This is a genomic window from Micromonospora chersina, assembly GCF_900091475.1.
Lineage (GTDB): Bacteria > Actinomycetota > Actinomycetes > Mycobacteriales > Micromonosporaceae > Micromonospora > Micromonospora chersina.
This window is the reverse complement of sequence record NZ_FMIB01000002.1, coordinates 6,076,800-6,096,491: the sequence shown is the minus strand read 5'-3', so window position 1 is coordinate 6,096,491 and position 19,692 is coordinate 6,076,800. Positions and strand designations below refer to the sequence as shown.

15 protein-coding genes are annotated in these 19,692 nt (G+C 74.5%); 8 read left to right on the top strand and 7 right to left on the bottom strand.

Annotated features, from left to right (window positions below):
* Window positions 1-42 precede the first annotated feature (42 nt).
* A complete protein-coding gene (locus GA0070603_RS28425; protein WP_425270524.1) occupies window positions 43-3,606 on the top strand; it encodes an ATP-binding protein in 3,564 nt (1,187 codons plus the stop codon).
* Window positions 3,607-3,608: 2 nt separating this feature from the next.
* Here the strand turns inward: GA0070603_RS28425 and GA0070603_RS28420 are convergent, their stop codons facing one another.
* A complete protein-coding gene (locus GA0070603_RS28420) occupies window positions 3,609-4,301 on the bottom strand; it encodes a lysophospholipid acyltransferase family protein (protein WP_091320159.1) in 693 nt (230 codons plus the stop codon).
* A 205-nt stretch (window positions 4,302-4,506) separates the two neighbouring features.
* Here GA0070603_RS28420 and GA0070603_RS28415 point away from each other — a divergent pair, with 205 nt between their 5' ends.
* Both GA0070603_RS28415 and GA0070603_RS28410 read left to right on the top strand, forming a co-directional pair.
* Window positions 4,507-5,361: a DUF308 domain-containing protein gene (locus GA0070603_RS28415; protein ID WP_091320154.1), complete on the top strand. Its 855-nt coding sequence runs from the start codon at window positions 4,507-4,509 to the stop codon at window positions 5,359-5,361.
* A gap of 176 nt (window positions 5,362-5,537) precedes the next feature.
* Window positions 5,538-6,956: an alpha,alpha-trehalose-phosphate synthase (UDP-forming) gene (locus GA0070603_RS28410; protein ID WP_091320151.1), complete on the top strand. Its 1,419-nt coding sequence runs from the start codon at window positions 5,538-5,540 to the stop codon at window positions 6,954-6,956.
* Window positions 6,957-6,965: 9 nt separating this feature from the next.
* Here GA0070603_RS28410 and GA0070603_RS28405 read toward each other — a convergent pair whose 3' ends face one another.
* The 6 genes from GA0070603_RS28405 to GA0070603_RS28380 all read right to left on the bottom strand — a co-directional run bounded on the left by GA0070603_RS28405 (window position 6,966) and on the right by GA0070603_RS28380 (window position 12,517).
* Window positions 6,966-7,790 (bottom strand): alpha/beta hydrolase, encoded by an 825-nt coding sequence (locus tag GA0070603_RS28405; protein ID WP_091320148.1) that lies wholly within the window; start codon window positions 7,788-7,790, stop codon window positions 6,966-6,968.
* The gene (locus GA0070603_RS28400; protein WP_091320146.1) at window positions 7,787-9,190 is read right to left on the bottom strand and encodes a flavin-containing monooxygenase; all 1,404 of its coding nucleotides are present in this window, start codon (window positions 9,188-9,190) and stop codon (window positions 7,787-7,789) included. The genes GA0070603_RS28405 and GA0070603_RS28400 overlap by 4 nt, the downstream gene beginning before the upstream one ends.
* Window positions 9,191-9,639: 449 nt before the next feature.
* Window positions 9,640-10,341, bottom strand: a complete 702-nt coding sequence (locus GA0070603_RS28395; protein WP_091320142.1) for an endonuclease/exonuclease/phosphatase family protein — start codon at window positions 10,339-10,341, stop codon at window positions 9,640-9,642.
* 1 nt (window position 10,342) lies between these two features.
* Entirely contained in the window at window positions 10,343-11,290 is a 948-nt protein-coding gene (locus tag GA0070603_RS28390) for an ROK family glucokinase (RefSeq protein WP_091320138.1), read from the bottom strand.
* A 73-nt stretch (window positions 11,291-11,363) separates the two neighbouring features.
* On the bottom strand, window positions 11,364-12,020 hold the full coding sequence (locus GA0070603_RS28385) for a hypothetical protein (protein WP_091320134.1): 657 nt from the start codon (window positions 12,018-12,020) through the stop codon (window positions 11,364-11,366).
* Window positions 12,021-12,061: 41 nt separating this feature from the next.
* Complete coding sequence (locus GA0070603_RS28380; RefSeq protein WP_091320131.1) at window positions 12,062-12,517, bottom strand: SRPBCC family protein; 456 nt, start codon at window positions 12,515-12,517, stop codon at window positions 12,062-12,064.
* Window positions 12,518-12,698: 181 nt separating this feature from the next.
* On the opposite strand from GA0070603_RS28380, the gene GA0070603_RS28375 reads away from it, so the two are divergent.
* From GA0070603_RS28375 to GA0070603_RS28355, 5 genes are all read left to right on the top strand, one after another.
* A complete protein-coding gene (locus tag GA0070603_RS28375) occupies window positions 12,699-14,504 on the top strand; it encodes an AMP-dependent synthetase/ligase (protein WP_091322394.1) in 1,806 nt (601 codons plus the stop codon).
* A 14-nt stretch (window positions 14,505-14,518) separates the two neighbouring features.
* Window positions 14,519-16,210 carry a sensor histidine kinase gene (locus GA0070603_RS28370; RefSeq protein WP_091320127.1) on the top strand — a complete coding sequence of 564 codons (1,692 nt, stop codon included), beginning with the start codon at window positions 14,519-14,521 and terminating at the stop codon, window positions 16,208-16,210.
* A gap of 7 nt (window positions 16,211-16,217) precedes the next feature.
* The gene (locus GA0070603_RS28365) at window positions 16,218-16,886 is read left to right on the top strand and encodes a response regulator transcription factor (RefSeq protein WP_007072219.1); all 669 of its coding nucleotides are present in this window, start codon (window positions 16,218-16,220) and stop codon (window positions 16,884-16,886) included.
* Between the two features lie 210 nt (window positions 16,887-17,096).
* Window positions 17,097-17,909, top strand: coding sequence for an SAM-dependent methyltransferase (locus GA0070603_RS28360; protein WP_091320125.1), 813 nt, complete (start codon window positions 17,097-17,099; stop codon window positions 17,907-17,909).
* Window positions 17,910-17,997: 88 nt separating this feature from the next.
* Window positions 17,998-19,686 carry a putative bifunctional diguanylate cyclase/phosphodiesterase gene (locus GA0070603_RS28355; RefSeq protein ID WP_244282762.1) on the top strand — a complete coding sequence of 563 codons (1,689 nt, stop codon included), beginning with the start codon at window positions 17,998-18,000 and terminating at the stop codon, window positions 19,684-19,686.
* The last annotated feature ends 6 nt before the right edge of the window (window positions 19,687-19,692 follow it).

The window sequence follows — 19,692 nt, the reverse complement described above, 5'->3', positions numbered from 1 at the left end:
CTGTCGACGGGACTTCCTGGTACGGAAGACTAGACCCGGCCGATCGGCCTTGACGTCCCGCCGACCCGTCGGGTACCCGACTGCCCGGCCGCGCGGGACGATGGGGATCTCACGCGTACGGAGTTCGACATCGACCTCACCTGTGGACACTGCTCCCGGACCGCCGGCCCGGACGACCGCTTCTGCGGCGGATGCGGCCGGCCCCTCGCGGCGACCTGTCCGGGCTGCGGTCACGCCAACAACGCCGAGGCGAACTTCTGCACCAACTGCGGGCAGCCGCTGCGCGACCACGCCGTCGCGGTGCAGGAGGACCGCCGGCAGGTCAGCGTGCTCTTCATCGACATCGTCGACTTCACCACGTACGCCGAACGGGCCGACCCGGAGCAGGCCCGCGGGCTGCAGCAGGCCTACTTCGCCACGGTGCGCCGGCTGGTGCACCAGTACGGCGGCGTGGTGGAGAAGTACATCGGCGACGCGGTGATGGCGCTGTTCGGGGCGCCCGTGGCGACGGACAACGACGCGCTGCGCTGCGTGCGGGCGGGGCTGGAGCTGCAACGGAGCCTCGCCCGGCAGCCGGCCGGCCCGCACCCGCCGCTCGGCTTCCGGGTCGGGATCGCCACCGGTGAGGCCCTGGTCGACCTCGCCGCCGCCCGCGACGGCGGCCAGGCGTTCGTCACGGGCGACGTGGTCAACACCGCGTCCCGGTTGCAGGGGCTCGCCCCCGCCGGCGGCGTGGTGGTCGACGAGAGCACCTGGGCGGCCACCCGGCACGAGATGGAGTACGCCGACCAGCCACCCGTCACGCTGCGGGGGCGGTCGGCGGTGAGCCGGATCTGGCTGGCCGTCCGCGCCCGCGCCCGCCGCGACGGGCACACCGCCGAGCTGACCCCGATGGTCGACCGGGACCACGAGCGGGGCCTGCTGGTCAGCGCGCTGCACCGCACCGTCACCGAGCGCACCTCGCAGCTGCTGACCGTCTTCGGTCCGGCGGGGGTGGGCAAGAGCCGGCTGCTACGCGAGCTGGCGCGGCACGCCGCGAACCTGCCCGGCGCGCGGGTGACCTGGCTGATCGGCCACTGCCCGCCGTTCGGGGAGAACGTCACCTACGCCGCCCTGGCCGACATCGTCCGGAGCTGGCTCGGGCTGCCCGACTCCGACGACCCGGCCGCCATGCGGGAACGGCTGCGGGACCGGCTGGGCCGGCTGGCCGACCCGCACGCGGTGCGGCTGGCCGAGGCGCTGGGTCCCCTGGTCGGCGTGCCCGGCGAGCGGCTCACCTCCGCCGAGACCGAGGCGGCCTGGCGGCGGTTCCTGCTCACGCTGGCCGCGACCGGGCCCACCGTGCTCGTCTTCGAGGACATGCACTGGGCGGACGAGACCATGCTGTCCTTCGTGGAGCAGCTCGGCGCGGCAGCCCGGAACGTGCCACTGCTGGTGATCGCGACCGCCCGCCCCGAGCTGCGCGAGCGGCACCCGGCGTGGACCGGCACGATCAGTGGAGCCATGTCCATCTCGGTGCCACCCATGCACGACGGTGACATCGACACCCTCTACTCGCTGCTGCTGGGCCACACCACCCTTCCGGCGGAGGCCCGCGATCCGCTGATCGAGTTCGCCGACGGCAATCCGCTGTACGCCCAGGAGTACGCGCGGATGCTGCTCGACGGCGGGCTCGTCGACCGGCGGACGGCCCTCCCGCCACTGGACCCGGCCGGTGGGACGGGGATGCCGCGTACCGTCCAGGCGGTCATCGCCAACCGGCTGGACCTGCTCGACCCGGCCGACCGGGCGGTGCTCCAGGCGGCCTCGGTGGTGGGCGTGCAGTTCTGGGCGGCGCCGGTGGCCCTGGCCCTGGGCCGGCCGGCCGAGTGGGTGGAGCGGGCGCTGCACCGCCTCCAGCGCCGCGACCTCGTCTACGAGCTGCCCGCCTCGACCATGCCGGGCCAGCCCGAGTACCGGTTCCGGCACATCCTGGTCCGGGACGTCTGCTACCAGCGGCTGCCCCGGGCGGAACGGGTCACCCGGCACCAGCGCACCGCCGACTGGCTGGAGCAGCTCGCCGACGGCCGGCAGCACGACCTGGCCGAGGTGCTGGCCAACCACCGCTGGGCGGCGCACGAGATCGCCCGCACGGTCGGCCTCGACCCGTCCCCGTACGCCCGGGCGACCCGGACGGCGTTGCACCGGGCCGCCCGCCGGGCGTACGCGCTGCACGCGCTGGACACCGCGGCCACGCTTGTCGGCCGCGCGCTGGCGGTGGACTGCGGACCGGATCCCTCCCTGGACCTGTTCCAGGCGGAGCTGGCCTTCTACCGGGACCGCGACGGGTTCCTGGTGGGCGGCGGCACGGAGACGCTCACCTCGCTGGCCGACCGGCTGGCGGGGGCGGGCGACCTGCCGGGCGCGGCGAAGGCGTGGCGGCTGCTGGCCACGGCGGCCTGGGCCCGGGCCGACCGGTCGGAGACGCTGCGCTGCCTGGACCGGGCGATCCGGCTGCACGCCGGGCTGCCGGACAGCGAGGACAAGGTGGGCGCGCTGCTGGAGCTGGCGCGGACGCACATGCTCGACGCGGAGGCCGAGCCGGCCTGCGCCGCCGCTCGGGCCGCCGCCGAACTGGCCGAGCGGCTGGAGCTGCGGGAGGCGCGGGCGAACGCGCGGATCACGTTGGCCGTGGCGCGGTACCAGGCCGGCGTCGAGGGGGCGTACGCCGAACTGGCCGAGGTGACCGAGGAGTGCCGGGTGGAGCGGCTGACCAGCCGCCGGCGCGCGGTGCACAACCTGGCCTGGGCGTTGCAGGAGGAGGGCGACCTGACCGGTTCGGCCCGCCTGGTCGACGAGCAGCGCTCGCTGGACCTGGGCGGCGAGCACGGCCTGACGGTCAGCTTCGCCGACCAGTGGAGCCGGTCCTACTACAGCGGGGACTGGACGGCCGCGTTGCGGATGGCCGAGGGGTCGACCCGGCGCCCGACCGACGAGTGGGACCTGCACATCGTGGCGGTGTCCGGCTGGATCCGCGCGCTCGGCGACGCGCCGCCCGACGGCGACACGGACGAGGACGGCCCCGACCTGGTGGATCAGGCGCTGGTCGCCGCCCGGCGCAGCGGCTTCCACCGGGTGCTGCGGTCCACCGTGGCGCACGCCGCGTTGTGCCGGGCCGTGCAGGGCCGCCGGGACGAGGCGCTGGCGCTGCTCGCCGAACTCGACGCCGACTGGCGGCGCACCCGGATGATCCCGTTCGCGGAGTGGGTGCCGGCGGTCGGGCACGTGGCGGGGGTGCTCGGCGGCGAGGCGGCGCTCCTGGTCCGCGAGCTGCTGGCCCGCGCGCCGCGGACGACGCGCTGGGCGCGGGCGGCCGGCCGGTCCGCCGACGCGGCGCTGGCCCGGCGGGACGGCGACGCCCGCCGGGCGGCCGACCTGTTCACCGCGGCGGCGGCGAGCTACGCCGAGATGACCGACGTCACCGACCACGTCATCGCGTCCGCCCTCGCGGTGGGGCCGCTGAACGAGGCGGATCCGGTGGCCGCCGCGAAGACGCTCGCCGAGGTGCGCGCCTTCGCCGAGCGGCACGCCGCCGCCGGCCTGCTCCGGATCGCCGGGGACGGCTGACGTCAGGCGGGCACGGGCTCCCGCGGCTGGGCCTTCGCCTTCTGCGCGTACATGTCGACGTACTCGCGGCCGGACAGTTCCATCAGCTCGTACATGATCTCGTCGGTGACGGCGCGCTCGACGAACCGGTCGCCGGACATCCCGGCGTAGCGGGAGAAGTCGAGCGGGGCGCCGAAGCGGATCCGCACCCGGCCGAGGTTGGGGACGATCTGCCCGGTGGGCTGGATCGCGTCGGAGTTGAGCATGGCCATCGGCACCACCGGGGCGCCGCTCTCCAGGGCGAGCCGGGCCACTCCGGTCTTGCCCCGGTAGAGCCGGCCGTCGGGCGACCGGGTGCCCTCCGGGTAGATGCCCGCGATGCCGCCGGACCGCAGCACCCTGAGCTGGGTGTCCAGCGCGGCGCGGGCGGCCCGGCCGCCGGAGCGGTCGACCGGGATGGTGCCGGAGCCGACGAAGAACATCTTGGTCAGCCAGCCCTTGAGACCCTTACCGGTGAAATATTCGGCTTTGGCGATGAATGTTACTTTTCGCTTGACGATCAACGGGGTGAAGATCGAGTCCGAGAAGGAGAGGTGGTTGCTGGCCAGGATCACCGGGCCGGACTCCGGGACGTTCTCCAGCCCCTCGACCTGCGGGCGGAAGATCAACCTCAGCAGCGGGCCGAGGATGATGTACTTCAGCAGCCAGTACAGCACCGGGGTCCTTCCAGGCGGGAGCGGTGACGGGCCGGTCGCCGGGGTGCGGCGGGGGCCGCCGGGACCGCGCCCGGGGCGCCGTCGGCGAGCGGGACTGTCGGGGAAGAGCGTACGAACAGGGAGCGGCACGCCACAACGCACTCCCGGAACCGGGTCCCGGCGTGTCAGGATTCAGGGCACGACGGTGCGGCGAAGGGGGTGTCCGGTGTCAGGGGGCGGGCCCCGCCGGGGACGGCGGGACAACGGGCTCGACGCGGCCGAGTACGCGGTCGCGGGCGACGTCGATCCGCGCGTCGGGGAGCACCTGCTCGACGTGCTCGCCGCCGGCGGCATCGCCGCCTACCTCCAGCCCTCGGCCGACCTCAACCCGGTGACCCGCACCACCACCGTCCCGTCCCGCCCGATCGACCGGCTCTACGTCGACCGCTCCCACCTGACGACCGCCCGCGACTACCTCACGCAGCTGAGCGACGAGGGCGGCCGCGAGCCGGCCCGCGACGACGAGCCGGACATCGAGGCCGAGTGGGCGAAGATCGTCGCCGGCTTCCACACCGCGCCGAGCGCCGGGAGCCACCCCTGGCCGGCCGCCGAGGACGTCGACGACCCGGTGGACCCGGTCGACCCGGCCACCCCGGGCGGCGGCGCTCCGGGCCGCGCCGAGGAGACCGCCGGCCCGACCGCCACCGACGTGCGCCGGCTGCCCTACGCCGCGGACGTCTCCGGCATCTCGCTGAGCCGGGGGCGGCAGGACGAGCCCTCGCTCCTGGACGGCCTGGACACGTTCGGCGCCGACCTGCCCGGCGACGGGGACGAGGAGCACTACACCCCGCCACCGCCGCCCCCGCTGCCGCGCTTCTCGAAGTACGCGGTGGTCGGCGTGCTCTGCATCGTGCTCGGCTTCCTGCTCTTCCTCTCCCCCACCCTGCTGTCGACGGTCGACCCGTCGGTGGTGACCCTGTTCGGCTTCACCGGCATCCTGGCCGGCTTCGTGATGCTGGTCTGGCGGCTGCGTCCCGGCGACTCCGACGACCACGACCCGGACGACGGCGCGGTGGTCTGACTGCGGGACGCGCGCCGGGTGCCCGGATGGCGGGACACCGCGCGCCCCGGGCCGGTCGTGTAACAGGGGTGTAACTTACTGTCAGTAGGAATACCGCTGTACGTCACGTCCCGCACCGGCTGTCCGGGTTGGGCCCCTCCTCGGTGGTCGGTCCTCTGCTGATCGGAATTCCCGAGATGCGACAGAGTCCCCTCGTGGTGGTGGCCAACCGCCTCCCCATCGACGACAGTGTGGCGCCGGACGGCGCCTTCGAATGGCGCCGCAGCCCCGGCGGCCTGGTGAGCGCCCTGCACCCCCTGCTCCGGCACACCCCCGCGACCTGGGTGGGCTGGGCCGGCGGCACCGGCCCGGCGCCGCACCTGCCCGACGTGGACGGGGTCCGGATGCGCGCCGTGCCGCTCAGCGGCGAGGACTTCCGCGACCACTACGAGGGCTTCGCCAACGCCACCCTCTGGCCGCTCTACCACGACGCCGTCGAGCAACCCGAGTACCACCGACGCTGGTGGGAGGCCTACCAGCGGGTCAACCAGCGGTTCGCCGAGGCCGCCGCCGAGGCGGCCGAGCCCGGCGGGCTGGTCTGGGTGCAGGACTACCACCTCCAGCTCGTGCCGGGCCTGCTCCGCGACCTCCGGCCCGACCTGCGGATCGGCTTCTTCCTGCACGTGCCGTTCCCGCCGCCGGAGCTGTTCATGCAGCTGCCCCGCCGGGCCGAGCTGCTGCGCGGGATGCTCGGCGCCGACCTCATCGGCTTCCAGCGCGCCCAGGCCGCGCACAACTTCGCCCAGCTCGCGACCAAGGTCCTCGACCTGCCGGCCACCGACCGGCGCATCGGCGTCGGCGACCGGGTGGTGCGGATCGGCGCCTTCCCGGTCTCCATCGACACCGCCGAGATGTCCGCGCTCGCCGCCCGGCCCGACGTCGCCGACCGCGCCCGCCGGCTGCGGCAGGACCTCGGCGACCCGGAGCGCGTCATCCTGAGCGTCGACCGGATGGACTACACGAAGGGCATCGAGCAGCGGCTCAAGGCGTACCACGAGCTGCTGGCCAGCGGGGACGTCAAGGTCCACGACACCGTGCTGGTCCAGGTGGTGGTGCCCAGCCGGGACCGGGTGGCCCAGTACCAGATCCTCCGCGACCGGGTGGAGCACCAGGTCGGCCGGATCAACGGCGAGTTCGGCCGGGTCGGCGAGCCGGCGATCCACTACCTCAGCCAGCCCTTCGACCGCACCGAGCTGGTCGCCCTCTACCGGGTCGCCGACGTGATGGCGGTGACCCCGCTGCGGGACGGGATGAACCTGGTGGCCAAGGAGTACGTGGCCGCCCGGGTCGACGGCACCGGCGCGCTGCTGCTCAGCGAGTTCGCCGGGGCGGCCGCCGAGCTGGCCCAGGCGTACCTGGTCAACCCGCACGACCTCGACGGGCTCAAGGCGGCGCTGCTGGCCGCGCTGCGGGCCGCGCCGGAGGACGTGGCGGCCCGGATGCGGGCGATGCGCGAGCACCTGGGCCGCAACGACATCCACGCCTGGGCGGGGTCCTACCTGAGCGCGCTGGAGGAGACCACGTCCCGGTCCGGCCGGCGCACCACGGGCGGCTGACGCCGGCGCTCAGCCGAGGGCGGGGGTCGGGTCCTTCTCCAGCCAGTCGAGGATCGCGTCGATCGGCTCCCGCCAGCGGGCGTCGAGCATCAGGTCGTGGCCCATGCCGGGGAAGAGCAGCGGGGCCGAGGCGTAGCGGCGGGCCGCACCGGTCAGCGCCGCCGCCGGCACCACCCGGTCGTCGGGGCTGCCCAGCACCAGCACGGGCGGGCGGCCCACCGCCGGCTCCGGCTGCCGCCCGGTGAGCAGCTGCCACTGCGCCCGCCTGCCGGCCCGGCCCAGCCGGGAGACGTACCGCCGGGCCTCGGCGTCGGGCAGTTCCCGGCTGAACAGCTGCCGGCGGTTCAGGCGCAGGCCGGCGCCGAACACCGCGGGCAGCGTGCCGGTGGGGTTGCGGCGCAGCGCCGTGCCGAAGGTGCCCCAGCCGCCGAGCACCGGCGCCACCAGCACCGCCGCCCGGGCCGGGTAGCGGGCCAGGGCGTGCGCGACCACCCGGGCACCGGCGCCGTGCCCCACGAGCACCGCCTGCCGCGGCAGGCCCGCGGCCGCCTGGACCACGTCATGGGTGTACGACCGCAGCGTCGCCTCCGGCGCCGGCTCGCTGTCGCCGTGCCCGCGCAGGCTCAGCGCGTACGCCGGGAAGCCGCGGCCGGCGGCGTGCCCCAGCCAGTGCTCGGCGAACGCCCACGCCCCGTGCCCGAACCCGGGCACGAACAGCAGTGGCGGCTTCGCCTGGTCCAGTTCGGGCAGCGCGGCGAGCACCTCGCGGCGGGCCGGCCGCTCGGGACGGGCCCACTCCCACCCCCGCACCACCCGGACACGTTCGCTTGTCACTTGCCCTCCAGGTCGTGGAGCGCCCGCTGGAGCGCGCGCAGGTAGTCGGCGTGCCCCACCTCGAACCAGTGCCGGGTGCTGTCCTTGACCTTCGCCGAGTACCGCTCGCCGAGGCCGGCGGCGACCCGGCGGCCGAACGCGGCGGCGCGGTCCGGGTGGGTGGTGCGCAGGGTGAGCAGCCGGGCGAAGAGCACGCTCTGCCAGTGCGAGATGGGGAAGATGCCGGAGTCCGGCTGCACCAGGCCGACCACGGCCAGGGTGGGGTGGCCGGCGGTGAACGCGTTGAGCCAGAGCCGGGGGCGGCCGGAGCCGTCCGCGTCGCCGAGCACCTTGCCTTCGAGGAACTCGAAGCGCGGCAGGTAGCCGGTGGCGAAGACGACCAGATCGGGGTCGATCTCGCGGCCGTCGGTCAGCTCGACGGTGCGGTCGTTGAACCGCGCGATGTCCGGCACCGGGGTGATCTCTCCGTGGCCGACGTAGTAGACGAGCTGGCTGTTGGCGATCGGGTGCGTCTCGTAGACCCGGTGGTCGGGCTTGGGCAGGCCGAACCGGGTCAGGTCGCCGACGGTCAGCCGCAGCGTCCAGTGGTAGAGCCACTGCCGCACGCGCAGCGGCACCCGCAGCGCGAGGAGGGTGTCGTTGACCTGGTCGGCGGGGCGGCCGAAGACATACTTCGGGGCGTACCAGTAGCCGCGGCGGGTGGCGTGCCAGCAGCGGGACGCCTGCTGGGCCGCCTCGACCGCGATGTCGCAGCCGGTGTTGCCGGCGCCGACCACCAGCACCCGCTTGCCGCGCAGCTGGGCCGGGTCCTTGTAGGACGAGGCGTGCATGACCTCGCCGCGGAACTGCTCCAGCCCCTCGTAGCGGGGCAGCTTCGGCGACCAGTTGTGGCCGTTGGCCAGCACCACTGCCGCGTACCGGGAGGTGCGCTCCGGGCCGTAGCCGCCGGTGCTGCGGGTGGTGACGTCCCAGCGGTCCCCCTCGACCGGCTCCACCCGGACCACCTCGGTGCCGAACCAGACGTGCTGGCGCAGGTCGAAGTGGTCGGCGTAGCGCTCGAAGTAGGACAGCAGCTGGGAGTGGTGCGGGTAGTCCGGCCAGTCGTCCGGCATCGGGAAGTCGGGGAACTGGGTGAACGGCCGGGACGAGATGAGGTGCGTGCTGGCGTACACCGGACTGCGGTCGTGCCGCCAGTTCCACGCGCCGCCGACGCCGGTCTCCCGCTCGTAGCAGTCGACGCCGAAGCCGGCCTCGCGGAGGTTCTTCACGGCGGTGAGGCCGCTGGCCCCGGCGCCGATGACGCAGACGGTGTCGCCGCGGTCGGAGACCGGGCGGCCGTCCCGGGTCGGGGCGACCGTCGGGTCCGGGTCGGGGCGGCCGAGGTCGGTGGAGGAGGACACCGGGAATCTCCTTTTGTGCGGCACGAGTGCCGGGTCGGTGCGAAATCCTGCCGACAATGCCCGCCGTTGTCCAGCCGCCCGAGCCGCGAGATGTGGTGGCGGCGGGCCTTCGTGGCGCTGGGTGACCGACCCTTCGATCACGCAGCGTGCCGTCCGCCGCCGGCCCTTCCGCCACCGGTCGCGCCGCTTTGCTCTGCAGCCATCCGCGCAGCACCCCGCTGAGCTGCGACCCTTGCGCTCACCCTCCGGTCGCGGCCACGGCGGGGCGGTCACGCAAGGTAGCTGATGCGGATATGGCTGCAGAGCAAAGGCGGTCGAGGGGTGAGGGCCGGAGCGTGGAGAGATCACGCTCGGTCACGCCCGTGCCGCCCGCGTCCGCGACGTCCCCCGAGGCGCACGGCGTGCGGCGCGGCCCCCGCGGGCGGCGCACGGTGCACGGGAGGGAACGGTCAGTCGCCGGCGGGCAGCAGCAGGTCGACCAGGACCGGGAAGTGGTCGCTGGCCTGCCGGGTCCGCGGGGTGTCCACCACGTCGTAGTCGACGACCTCGACGCGCGGGTCCACGAAGAGGGCGTCGATGCGCCGGCGCGGGTTCGCGCAGGAGTAGGTGTGCCGGTCGGCCCGGTCCATCGCGACCGCCGCGTCGGTCAGGCCCTCGGCGACCGTCCGCCACGCCGGCCCGTCCGGCCCCTCGTTGAGGTCCGCGCCGGCGACCACCGGCAGCGTCGCGGCGGCCAGCTCCCGCTTGAACGCGGCCGCCTGCCCCGGCCGCTCCGCCGGGTCGGTGGAGAGGTGGGAGCCGGCCAGCAGGAACCGGGTCCCACCCACCAGGCATTCGGCGTACGCGGCCCCGCGCAGGTGCCGGCCGGGGGTGAGCGGGTAGCGCTGGCAGCGGGTCGCCGTCACCCGGACCCGGAGGCTGGTCAGCAGCAGGTTGCCCAACGAGGGCAGGCCGCCGGCCGCCACCACCAGGCCGAACGAGTCGGCGAGCGTGGCGCACTTCTGCCGCCACCGGAACCGCCGCGGCCCCTCCTGGACGATCACCACGTCCGGCCCGGCGGCCCGGACCACCTCGGCCAGCGCCGCGGTGTCGTCCCGCTGGCTGTGGATGTTGTAGGACACCACCCGCAGCGGCACGCCTGCTGCCGGCACGTCAGATCCGCCGGGCCAGGTCGGCGGCGCCGATGACACCGGCGGTGTTGCCCAGCTCGGCGGGGCGTACCTCGGCGACGGGCAGGCGGCTGCGCTGGGCCAGGGCGTCGGTGAACGACCGGCGGGTGGGGCCGAGCAGCAGGTCGCCCGCGTCGATCACGCCACCGCCGACCACCAGCACCTGCGGGTCGAGGATCTGCGCCATGTCGGCGAGGCTGGTGCCGAGCCAGCGGCCGACCTGGGCGAACGCCTCGGTCGAGACCGCGTCGCCACCCTTCGCGGCGGCGGTCACCATCGGTCCGCTGATCCCCTCGGCCTCGCCGCCGGCAAGCTCCAGCAGGGCGGTGGCCCGGTGCGGCTCCTGGCGGGCGGCGGCGCGGGCGAAGCGGACCAGGGCGCTGCCGCTGGCGTACTGCTCGATGCAGCCCAGCCGGCCGCAGCCGCACTGGTGGCCGTCCGGCACGGTGAGCATGTGGCCCAGCTCGGCCGCGATGCCGTTGGCCCCGCGGACCAGGTCGCCGCCGAGCACGATGCCGCCGCCCACGCCGGTGCCGATGGTGAACATCACCATCGAGTCGTCGGCGTCCCGGGCCGCGCCGTAGCGGAACTCCGCCCAGGCCGCGACGTTGCCGTCGTTCTCCACGATCACCGGCAGGCCGGTGGCGTTGCTGACGTACTCGCGCAGCGGCTCGTCCCGCCAGGCCAGGTTCGGGGCGAAGAGCACGGTGGAGCGGGAGGCGTCGATCCAGCCGGCCGCGCCGATCCCGACCGCGTCGACGGTGCGGCCGGTGGCCAGCTCCGTGACCAGCTCGATGATGACGTCGCGGGTCTTGGCCACGTCGTCGGCGGGGGTGTCCCGTCGGGCCTGCACGAGAACCTTGCCGGTGTCGTCCACGACACCGCCGGCCACCTTCGTGCCACCGACGTCGACTCCGATGGTCAGCGTCACCGCTGCCACTCCCCTCTGCTGTGCTGCCCGGCCCCGGCCGAACCGGCCGTGCGATCCCGGGATGTCCGGTGGGTCAGGCCCCGTCGCCTGGTACGTCCTCGCCCACCTCGCCGGACGCCCGCGAGGCGGGCACCACGGGACGGCCGGCCGGCGGCCGGCTCGACGCCGGCACGTCCGGCCCGGCGGCATCGGCGGGCGGCTCGTCGGCACCCGCGTCGGCCGCGCCCTCCCCCCGGGTGGCGGCGGACCACACGTCCTGCTCGGGTGCCGGCTGAGAATCATGCCCGGTGCGGGTCGCCTCGCGCCACACGTGGTCCCCCGTCGCGGCGCCGGCGGGCCCGCCCTCCGCCGTCGTGCCGCCCGGCTCGGCCGGGGCGAAGGCGCGCAGCAGGCTGGCCACCCCGGCGGCCAGGTCGCCGGCGCCGGTGGCGAGCCGCTCGGCGAATTCGGGACTCGGGTCCCGCAACGCCGCGATACCCCGACAGACCGGGCAGACGCAGCATTCCGGCGATCCGGTGGCGAAGCCCGCGCCGACCCCGGACCTGGCGGACGACCCGTCGCCCGCGCCCGTGCCGCCGGGGCTGTGACCGAGGACACCCGACAGGATCCCACCGAGCGGACCCCAGGGACCGGCCCCGGGCGTGGCGGCGGCCAGCTTCGCCGTGGCCAGCAGCATGGCGACGAGGCGCTCGGCCTCTTCCCGGGCCGAACCCGGATCAGTGGTGCCCATGGTTCGGCTCCTCCAGCGTGACAACCGGGACGACGGTCGGGTCAGTGGGCCGCACCGAGTGCTTCTACCCGGCGCTTGAGCTGCTTCAACGCCGCGTCCATGATCATTTTCTCGGCCTTGCGGCGAAACATGCCGAGCATCCCCACGGACAGCTCCACCTCGAGGGTGTAGGTCACCGTGGTCGTTCCGTCCGGATTACCGACCAGGTCGTACGACCCGCGCTGGGACTTCTGCATCTTCGAGGGCGCCACCAGGTGCCACTCGATCCGGGAGATGTCCTCGGCGTACTCGTAGGCCAGCACGTACTCGTCGGCCATCACGCCCGCGTCGATGGTGAACCGGACCTGGCTGGCGTAGCCGTCCTCGTACTCCTCGATCACCTCGGCCTGCCGCACCGCCTCGGTCCACTCCGGGTAGCGGGGGAAGTCGCAGATGACGGCCGCCACCCGCTCCGGTGACGCGCCGACGACGATCGACTGGGTGGAGGTGTCCGCCATGGGGGGGAGGCTACCCGCCCACGGGCGGGCGCGCGCCGCTCCACCCCCGCCCGTCGCGGGCGCGCCGGTGTCCCACCTGCCGGGCAGGCAACCTCCCTACCTCATCCCCGGGGGTGGGCGGGTAGGTTTCGACTGAGCCGACCACGGCCGGCCCGGCCAGTGCGAGCACGAGGGAGTGCAGGTGCGCGAGTTCTCCGTTCCGCCGATCGTCACCGTCGGCGACGCGGCCAACCTGACCGACCCGGTCTGGGACAACGCCGAGGTCGCCCCCGACGCCGTGCAGTTCGTCCGGCGCGCCGCGGGGACGGGCGGCGCCTGGATCGACGTGACCTGCCGCCAGTTCCGCGACGAGGTCGTCGCGGTGGCCCGGGGCCTGGTCGCGGCCGGTGTCTCGCCCGGTGACCGGGTCGGCCTGATGAGCCGCACCCGCTACGAGTGGACGCTGCTCGACTACGCCATCTGGGCGGCCGGCGCGGTCACCGTGCCGATCTACGAGACCTCCAGCGCCGAACAGGCCGCCTGGATCCTCTCCGACTCCGGCGCGGTCGCCGTCGTGGTGGAGAGCACCGCGCACGCCACCCTGGTCGCCGGGGTCCGCGACCGGCTGCCCGAGCTGCGCGAGGTCTGGCAGATCGAGCTGGGCGCGGTCGACGAACTCGTCGCCGCCGGCGCGTCGGTCGACCCCGCCGAGGTCGAGGTGCGCCGCTCCACCCTCAAGGCCGACGACGTCGCCACCATCATCTACACCAGTGGCACCACCGGCCGCCCCAAGGGCTGCGTGCTGACCCACCGCAACATCTACGCCGACATCGCCAACGCCGTGCCGGTGCTGCCGAACCTGTTCCGCGAGGGCGCCTCCACCCTGCTCTTCCTGCCGCTGGCGCACGCCTTCGCCCGGCTCATCCAGGTCGGCGTGGTGCAGGCGCGGGCCACGATGGCGCACTGCTCGGACACCAAGAACCTGGTCGGCGAGCTGCAGGAGTTCAAGCCGACCTTCGTGCTCTCCGTGCCCCGGGTCTTCGAGAAGGTCTACAACGGCGCGCGGCAGAAGGCCGAGGCCGAGGGCAAGGGCAAGATCTTCGACCGGGCCGAGAAGGTCGCCATCGCGTACAGCGAGGCGCTGGAGACCCCCGACGGGCCGGGCCTGGGCCTGCGCGCCCAGCACGCGCTCTTCGACAAGCTGGTCTACCGCAAGCTGCGCGCGGCGATGGGCGGCCGGTGCCGGGACGCGATCTCCGGCGGCGCCCCGCTCGGCGCCCGGCTCGGGCACTTCTTCCGCGGCGTCGGGGTGACCATCTGCGAGGGCTACGGCCTCACCGAGACCGCGCCGGCCGCCGCCGCGAACCTGCCCGGGCACACCCGGATCGGCACCGTCGGCCGGCCGCTGCCCGGCGTCACCATCCGGATCGACGACGACGGCGAGGTCCTGATCGCCGGGGAGATCGTCTTCCAGGGCTACTGGCACAACGACGCGGCCACCGCCGAGGCGGTGAGCGCCGACGGCTGGTTCCGCACGGGCGACCTGGGCCGGCTCGACGAGGACGGCTACCTCTCCATCACCGGCCGCAAGAAGGAGATCATCGTGACCGCCGGCGGCAAGAACGTCGCCCCGGCGGTGCTGGAGGACCAGGTCCGGGCACACCCGCTGGTCAGCCAGTGCGTGGTGGTCGGCGACCGGCAGCCGTTCATCGCCGCGCTCGTCACCATCGACGAGGAGGCACTGCCGAAGTGGCTGGCGGCGCACGGCCGCCCGGAGACCACCACCGCCGCCGAGCTGCGCGAGGACGAGGTGCTGCGGGCCGAGGTGCAGGCCGCCGTCGACCAGGCCAACCAGGCGGTCTCCAAGGCCGAGGCGATCAAGGTGTTCCGGATCCTCCCGCAGGACTTCACCGAGGCGACCGGCGAGCTGACCCCCTCGCTCAAGGTCAAGCGGCAGGTCGTGCACAAGACGTACGCGGCGGAGATCGCCGATATCTACCGAGGCTGACTACCATCCGTCAGGTGCCCGCCTCGACACCCAGCCAGCCGCCGACCCAGCCCCTGGCGGCCGCGGCGCGCGTGGTCATCCTCGCGCTGGTCGCCGCCCTGACCCTGTTCGCCACCCGTGACGCCACCCAGCTCTGGTGGATCGCCCTGCTCGGCGTCGCCGGGCTGCCCGCCGTGCTGGCCCCGCAGCACCGGCTGCTCGCCCCGATCAGCCGCTTCGCCGAGGTGATGGTCCTCGGGCTGGCCGCCAGCCAGGTCGCCGCCGACACCCACCTCACCGGGGTGACCGGCGGGCTGGGCGCCTCGGCGGTGCTGCCGTACCTCGCCGTGCCGGTCACCGTGACCGCGCTGCGCCGCCGGTTCCGCGAGGGCGCGGCGCTGCTCGTGGTGGCGGCGGCCACCCTGCTGGTCAGCGCGGCCTTCACCGAGGTCGCCGGTGAGCCGCAGCTCGGCCAGCTCGGCTACCTGGCGGTCTGCGCGCAGTGGCTGATCCTGGCCGGCCTCGGCCTCTACACGGCCGGCACGCTCCAGCGGGTGATGCGGGTCCGCGGCGAGGGCAAGCCCCAGCCGTACGCGGAGGCGACCCGGCTGCTCACCCAGCTCCGCACGGTCGCCCGCCAGCTGCCCGGCGCCACCCTCGACCCGGGCGGCATCTCCGAGCACCTGCTGGAGGAGCTGCGGGTGGTGGCCAAGACCGACCGGGGGGCGGTGCTGTCGGCCAGCGGCGGCGGGCGGCTCGTGGTGCTCGCCCAGATCGGCGCGGACCGGGTCGACTGGGAGACCACTCTCGACGCCGACTCGGCCATCGCCGACGCCTGGGCCAGCCAGCAGCCGACCACCTCGGCCCGCTCGCAGGCCCGTTCCCGGGCCTCGGGTGAGGTCTCGGCGCTGATCGTGCCGCTGGTCGCCGGGGTGCGCACGGTCGGCCTGGTGGTGATCGAGGCGGACACCGCGCACGCGTACCCGCCTCCGGTGGTGTCCCGCGTGACCGCGCTGACCGGCCCGGCCGCGCTGCGCCTGGAGGCCGCGCTGCTCTTCGACGAGGTGCGCTCACTGGCCACCAACGAGGAGCGACAGCGGCTGGCCCGGGAGATCCACGACGGGGTCGCCCAGGAACTGGTGATGGTCGGGTACGGCATCGACAACGCCCTGGCCACGGTGCACGACGACGCCGAGGAGACCGCCGACTCGCTGCGCACCCTGCGCCAGGAGGTCACCCGGGTGATCACCGAGCTGCGGCTGAGCCTGTTTGAGCTGCGCAGCGAGGTGGACCGGCACGGTGGCCTGGCCGCCGCGATCGCCGAGTACGCGCGCACCGTCGGCGCCTCCGGCGGCCTGCGGGTGCACCTGTCCCTGGACGAGTCCACCGCCCGGCTGCCCGCCGCCACCGAGGCCGAACTGCTGCGCATCGCGCAGGAGGCGGTGACCAACGCCCGCAAGCACGCCGGGGCGGCGAATCTGTGGGTCACGTGTGAGGTGGACCCCCCGTACGCCCAGATCGAAGTGTCGGATGACGGTCACGGCATCGGTGACCAGCGCCCCGACGGGCACTACGGTCTTGCGATCATGGCCGAGAGGGCGGAACGTATCCGGGGCCGGTTGGAGATCAGGCCGCGGCAACCCAGCGGCACGACCGTGGCGGTGGTACTCGGCTCCTCGCCCCGGCGCGATAAGGTGCGCGGCAGCGCAGCAGCAGAAGGGGAGTAACCCGAGGATGACCACCAGCCCGACACCGGCCACCCGGACCAAGGTTCTCCTTGTCGACGATCACGATCTGATCCGTAAGGGTCTGCGGCACGCCTTCGAGCGGGACCGGCAGTTCGAGGTCGTGGGCGAGGCCGCCACGGCCGCGGAGGGCGTGCGCCAGGCCGGCGCGCTCCAGCCGGACGTAGTGATCATGGACCTGCGGCTGCCCGACGGCAGCGGCCTCGAGGCCACCCGCGCCCTGCGCAAGTCCAGCGCGTCGATGGGCATCGTGGTGCTCACCATGTACGCCGGCGACGACCAGCTCTTCGGTGCCCTGGAGGCGGGGGCCAGCGCGTTCGTGCCGAAGACCGCCCCGGCCGACGAGGTGGTGGCCGCCGCCCGGCACGCCGCCTCCTCCCCCAGCGCCTTCACCGCGGCCGACCTGGCCGAGGCCATGAAGCGCCGGCTGGCCCCGTCCGGCCCGCAGCTGTCCCCCCGCGAGGGTCAGGTGCTGCGGCTGCTCGCCGACGGCATGAGCGTCGCCGGCATCGCCAAGCAGCTGTTCGTCAGCGAGTCGACCGCCAAGACGCACATCTCGAAGCTCTACGAGAAGCTCGGCGCCGCCAACCGCGCCCAGGCGCTGATGACCGCGCTGCGGCTGGGGCTGCTGGAGGCCCCGGACGCCCCGAAGTTCTGACGGCGTCCCACCAGCTCGACGCCGGAGAGGCCCCCGTCCGCACCCCGGACGCGGGCCTCTCCGGCATTCCGGGCGCCCCTGACCGCGTACGGTGAGGGGCCCGACGCGTAGCGACGGCGGTCTTTGCACGGCGACGCCGGGCGGGCAGAATACCCGGGTGATCCGCGCGGCGGTGACCCCCGCGCGTCGCCGACACAAAGGGGCAAGCGCATGCAGCGGCCGGACTGGGCACCCGAGACCATCGACATCGAGCGCCCCAGCGTGGCCCGCATGTACGACTACTACCTCGGCGGCTCGCACAACTTCGCGGCCGACCGGGCCGCGGCACGAGCCATGGTGGAGGCGGTGCCGGAGGCCCCGCTGATGGCGCAGGCCAACCGGGCCTTCCTGCGCCGGGCGGTGCAGTTCCTCGCCGACTCCGGGGTACGCCAGTTCCTCGACATCGGCTCCGGCATCCCGACCGTCGGCAACGTGCACGAGATCGCCCAGCGGATCGACCCGGAGTCCCGGGTGGTCTACGTCGACGTCGACCCGGTCGCCGTGGCGCACAGCCAGGAGATCCTGGCCGGCAACGACCGGGCCGCGGTGGTCCAGGAGGACCTGCGCCGGCCCGAGGCGATCCTCCGCCATCCCGACGTCCTCCGGCTGCTGGACTTCTCCCAGCCGGTCGCCGTGATGATCGTGGCGGTGCTGCACTTCATCCCCGACGCCGACCGCCCGGAGGAGTTCCTGCGGACGCTGCGCGCGGCCCTGGCCCCCGGCAGCTACCTGGTGATGTCGCAGGCCAGCGACGACGGCCGGGCCGGCACCGGCGAGCGGGCCGAGGCCGAGCGGGTCTACCGGCGCACCGACAACCAGCTCTTCATCCGCAGCCGGGCCGAGCTGGCCGCCCTGTTCGCCGGCTTCGACCTGGTCGAGCCGGGCGTGGTGTGGGTGCCGGAGTGGCGGCCGGACGCCCCGGAGCACGCGGAGAACGCCGCGCAGGCGGTCTTCATGGGTGGGGTCGGGCGGCTCGGTGGGTGACACCGGGGCCACCGCCACCACCCGCCCCCGCCCCGGCGCCTTCGCCCGGGCCTGGGCCAAGGCGGTCTCCGGAACCAGCTACCTGCCGATGACCCAGGCCCAGTTGGAGGCGCTGCTCCAGCGGCTCACCGAGCGCCTGGCCCTGGCGCTGCGCGCCGACCCGTTCGACCTGCGGATCGGCCAGCAGGTCGGCGCCGAGCTGGTGCAGGCGCACATCGCCTCCGCCGAGGGGCTCGGCCGCACCATCGAGGTGATCCAGCTCCGTCTGGTGCGGGACCTCGACCTGGCCGTCGACGACGTCGAGGACCGGATGGCCCGGCTGCTCGCCACCGTCGCCACCGGGTACGCCCGCGCCCTGCGCGACCGCACGCTCGACGAGCAGGAGGCCATCCGGCGGGCCGCCATGATGGCCCGGGCGCAGGCCGAACGGGCGCTGCGGGAGAGCGAGGCCCGGTTCCGGCACCAGGCCACCCACGACCCGCTGACCGACCTGCCCAACCGCACCCTGTTCACCGAGCGGCTCACCACCGCGATCACCGCGCCCGGGCGGGGTGCCGACCGGATCGGGGTCTGCTTCCTCGACCTGGACCGGTTCAAAGTCGTCAACGACTCCCTCGGCCACCAGGTCGGCGACTCGCTGCTGGTCTCGGTGGCGCGGCGGCTGCGGCGGGCGCTCGGCGAGCACCTGGTGGCCCGGCTCGGCGGCGACGAGTTCGTCATCCTGGTCGAGCGCACCGGGTGCACCGAGGACGTGGTCAAGGTGGCCGAGGCGGCCCTGGCGGCGGTGAGCGAGCCGGCGCTTGTCGAGGGGCACGAGCTGACCGTGTCGGCCAGCATCGGCATCGTGGAGCGGCAGGTGGCCGGCACCTCGCCGATGGAGCTGATGCGCGCGGCGGACAGCACCCTGCACTGGGCCAAGGCGGCCGGCGGGGCCCGCTGGTCGATCTTCGACGCCGACCGCAACCGCCGTGAGCTGGCCCGCTACGCCCTCTCCGCCGCGATCCCCGCGGCGCTGGACCGGGGCGAGTTCTACCTCGACTACCAGCCGCTGACCGGGCTGCGCGACGGCCGGGTGGTCGGCATGGAGGCGCTGGTCCGCTGGCGCCACCCGGAGCTGGGCGTGCTCCGCCCGGACAGCTTCATCCCGCTCGCCGAGGAGACCGGCCTGATCGTCCGGCTCGGCAGCTGGGTGCTCGCCGAGGCGTGCCGCGAGGCGGGAACCTGGGCGGCCGGGGCGGCCGACGCCCCGTTCGTGAGCGTCAACCTGGCCGTCCGCCAGCTGCACCGGCCCGGGCTGGTGCAGGAGGTGCAGGGCGTGCTCGGGCGCACCGGCCTGCCCCCCGAACGGCTGCAACTGGAGATCACCGAGAGCACCATGATGAGCACCGTGGCGGAGCCGGTCCGTGCCCTGCGGGTGCTGGCCGACCTCGGCGTCCGGGTCGCCATCGACGACTTCGGCACCGGCTACTGCAACCTGGCGTACCTGCGGGACCTGCCGGTGAGCGAGCTGAAGGTGGCCGGCGAGTTCGTGGCCGGGCTGCGCGCACCGGCCGACGACCCGGGCAGCCGCACCGACGAGCGGATCCTCGCCTCGCTGGTCTCCCTGGCGCACGCCCTCGGCCTGACCGTCACCGCCGAGGGGGTGGAGACCGCCGACCAGGCGGACCGGCTGCGCGCGATCGGCTGCGACGCCGGGCAGGGCTGGCACTTCGGCCGCCCCGGACCGGCCGTGCCGCACCTGCGCCGCTCCCCCGCCCTGACCGACAGCGTCTCCTGAGCCCGG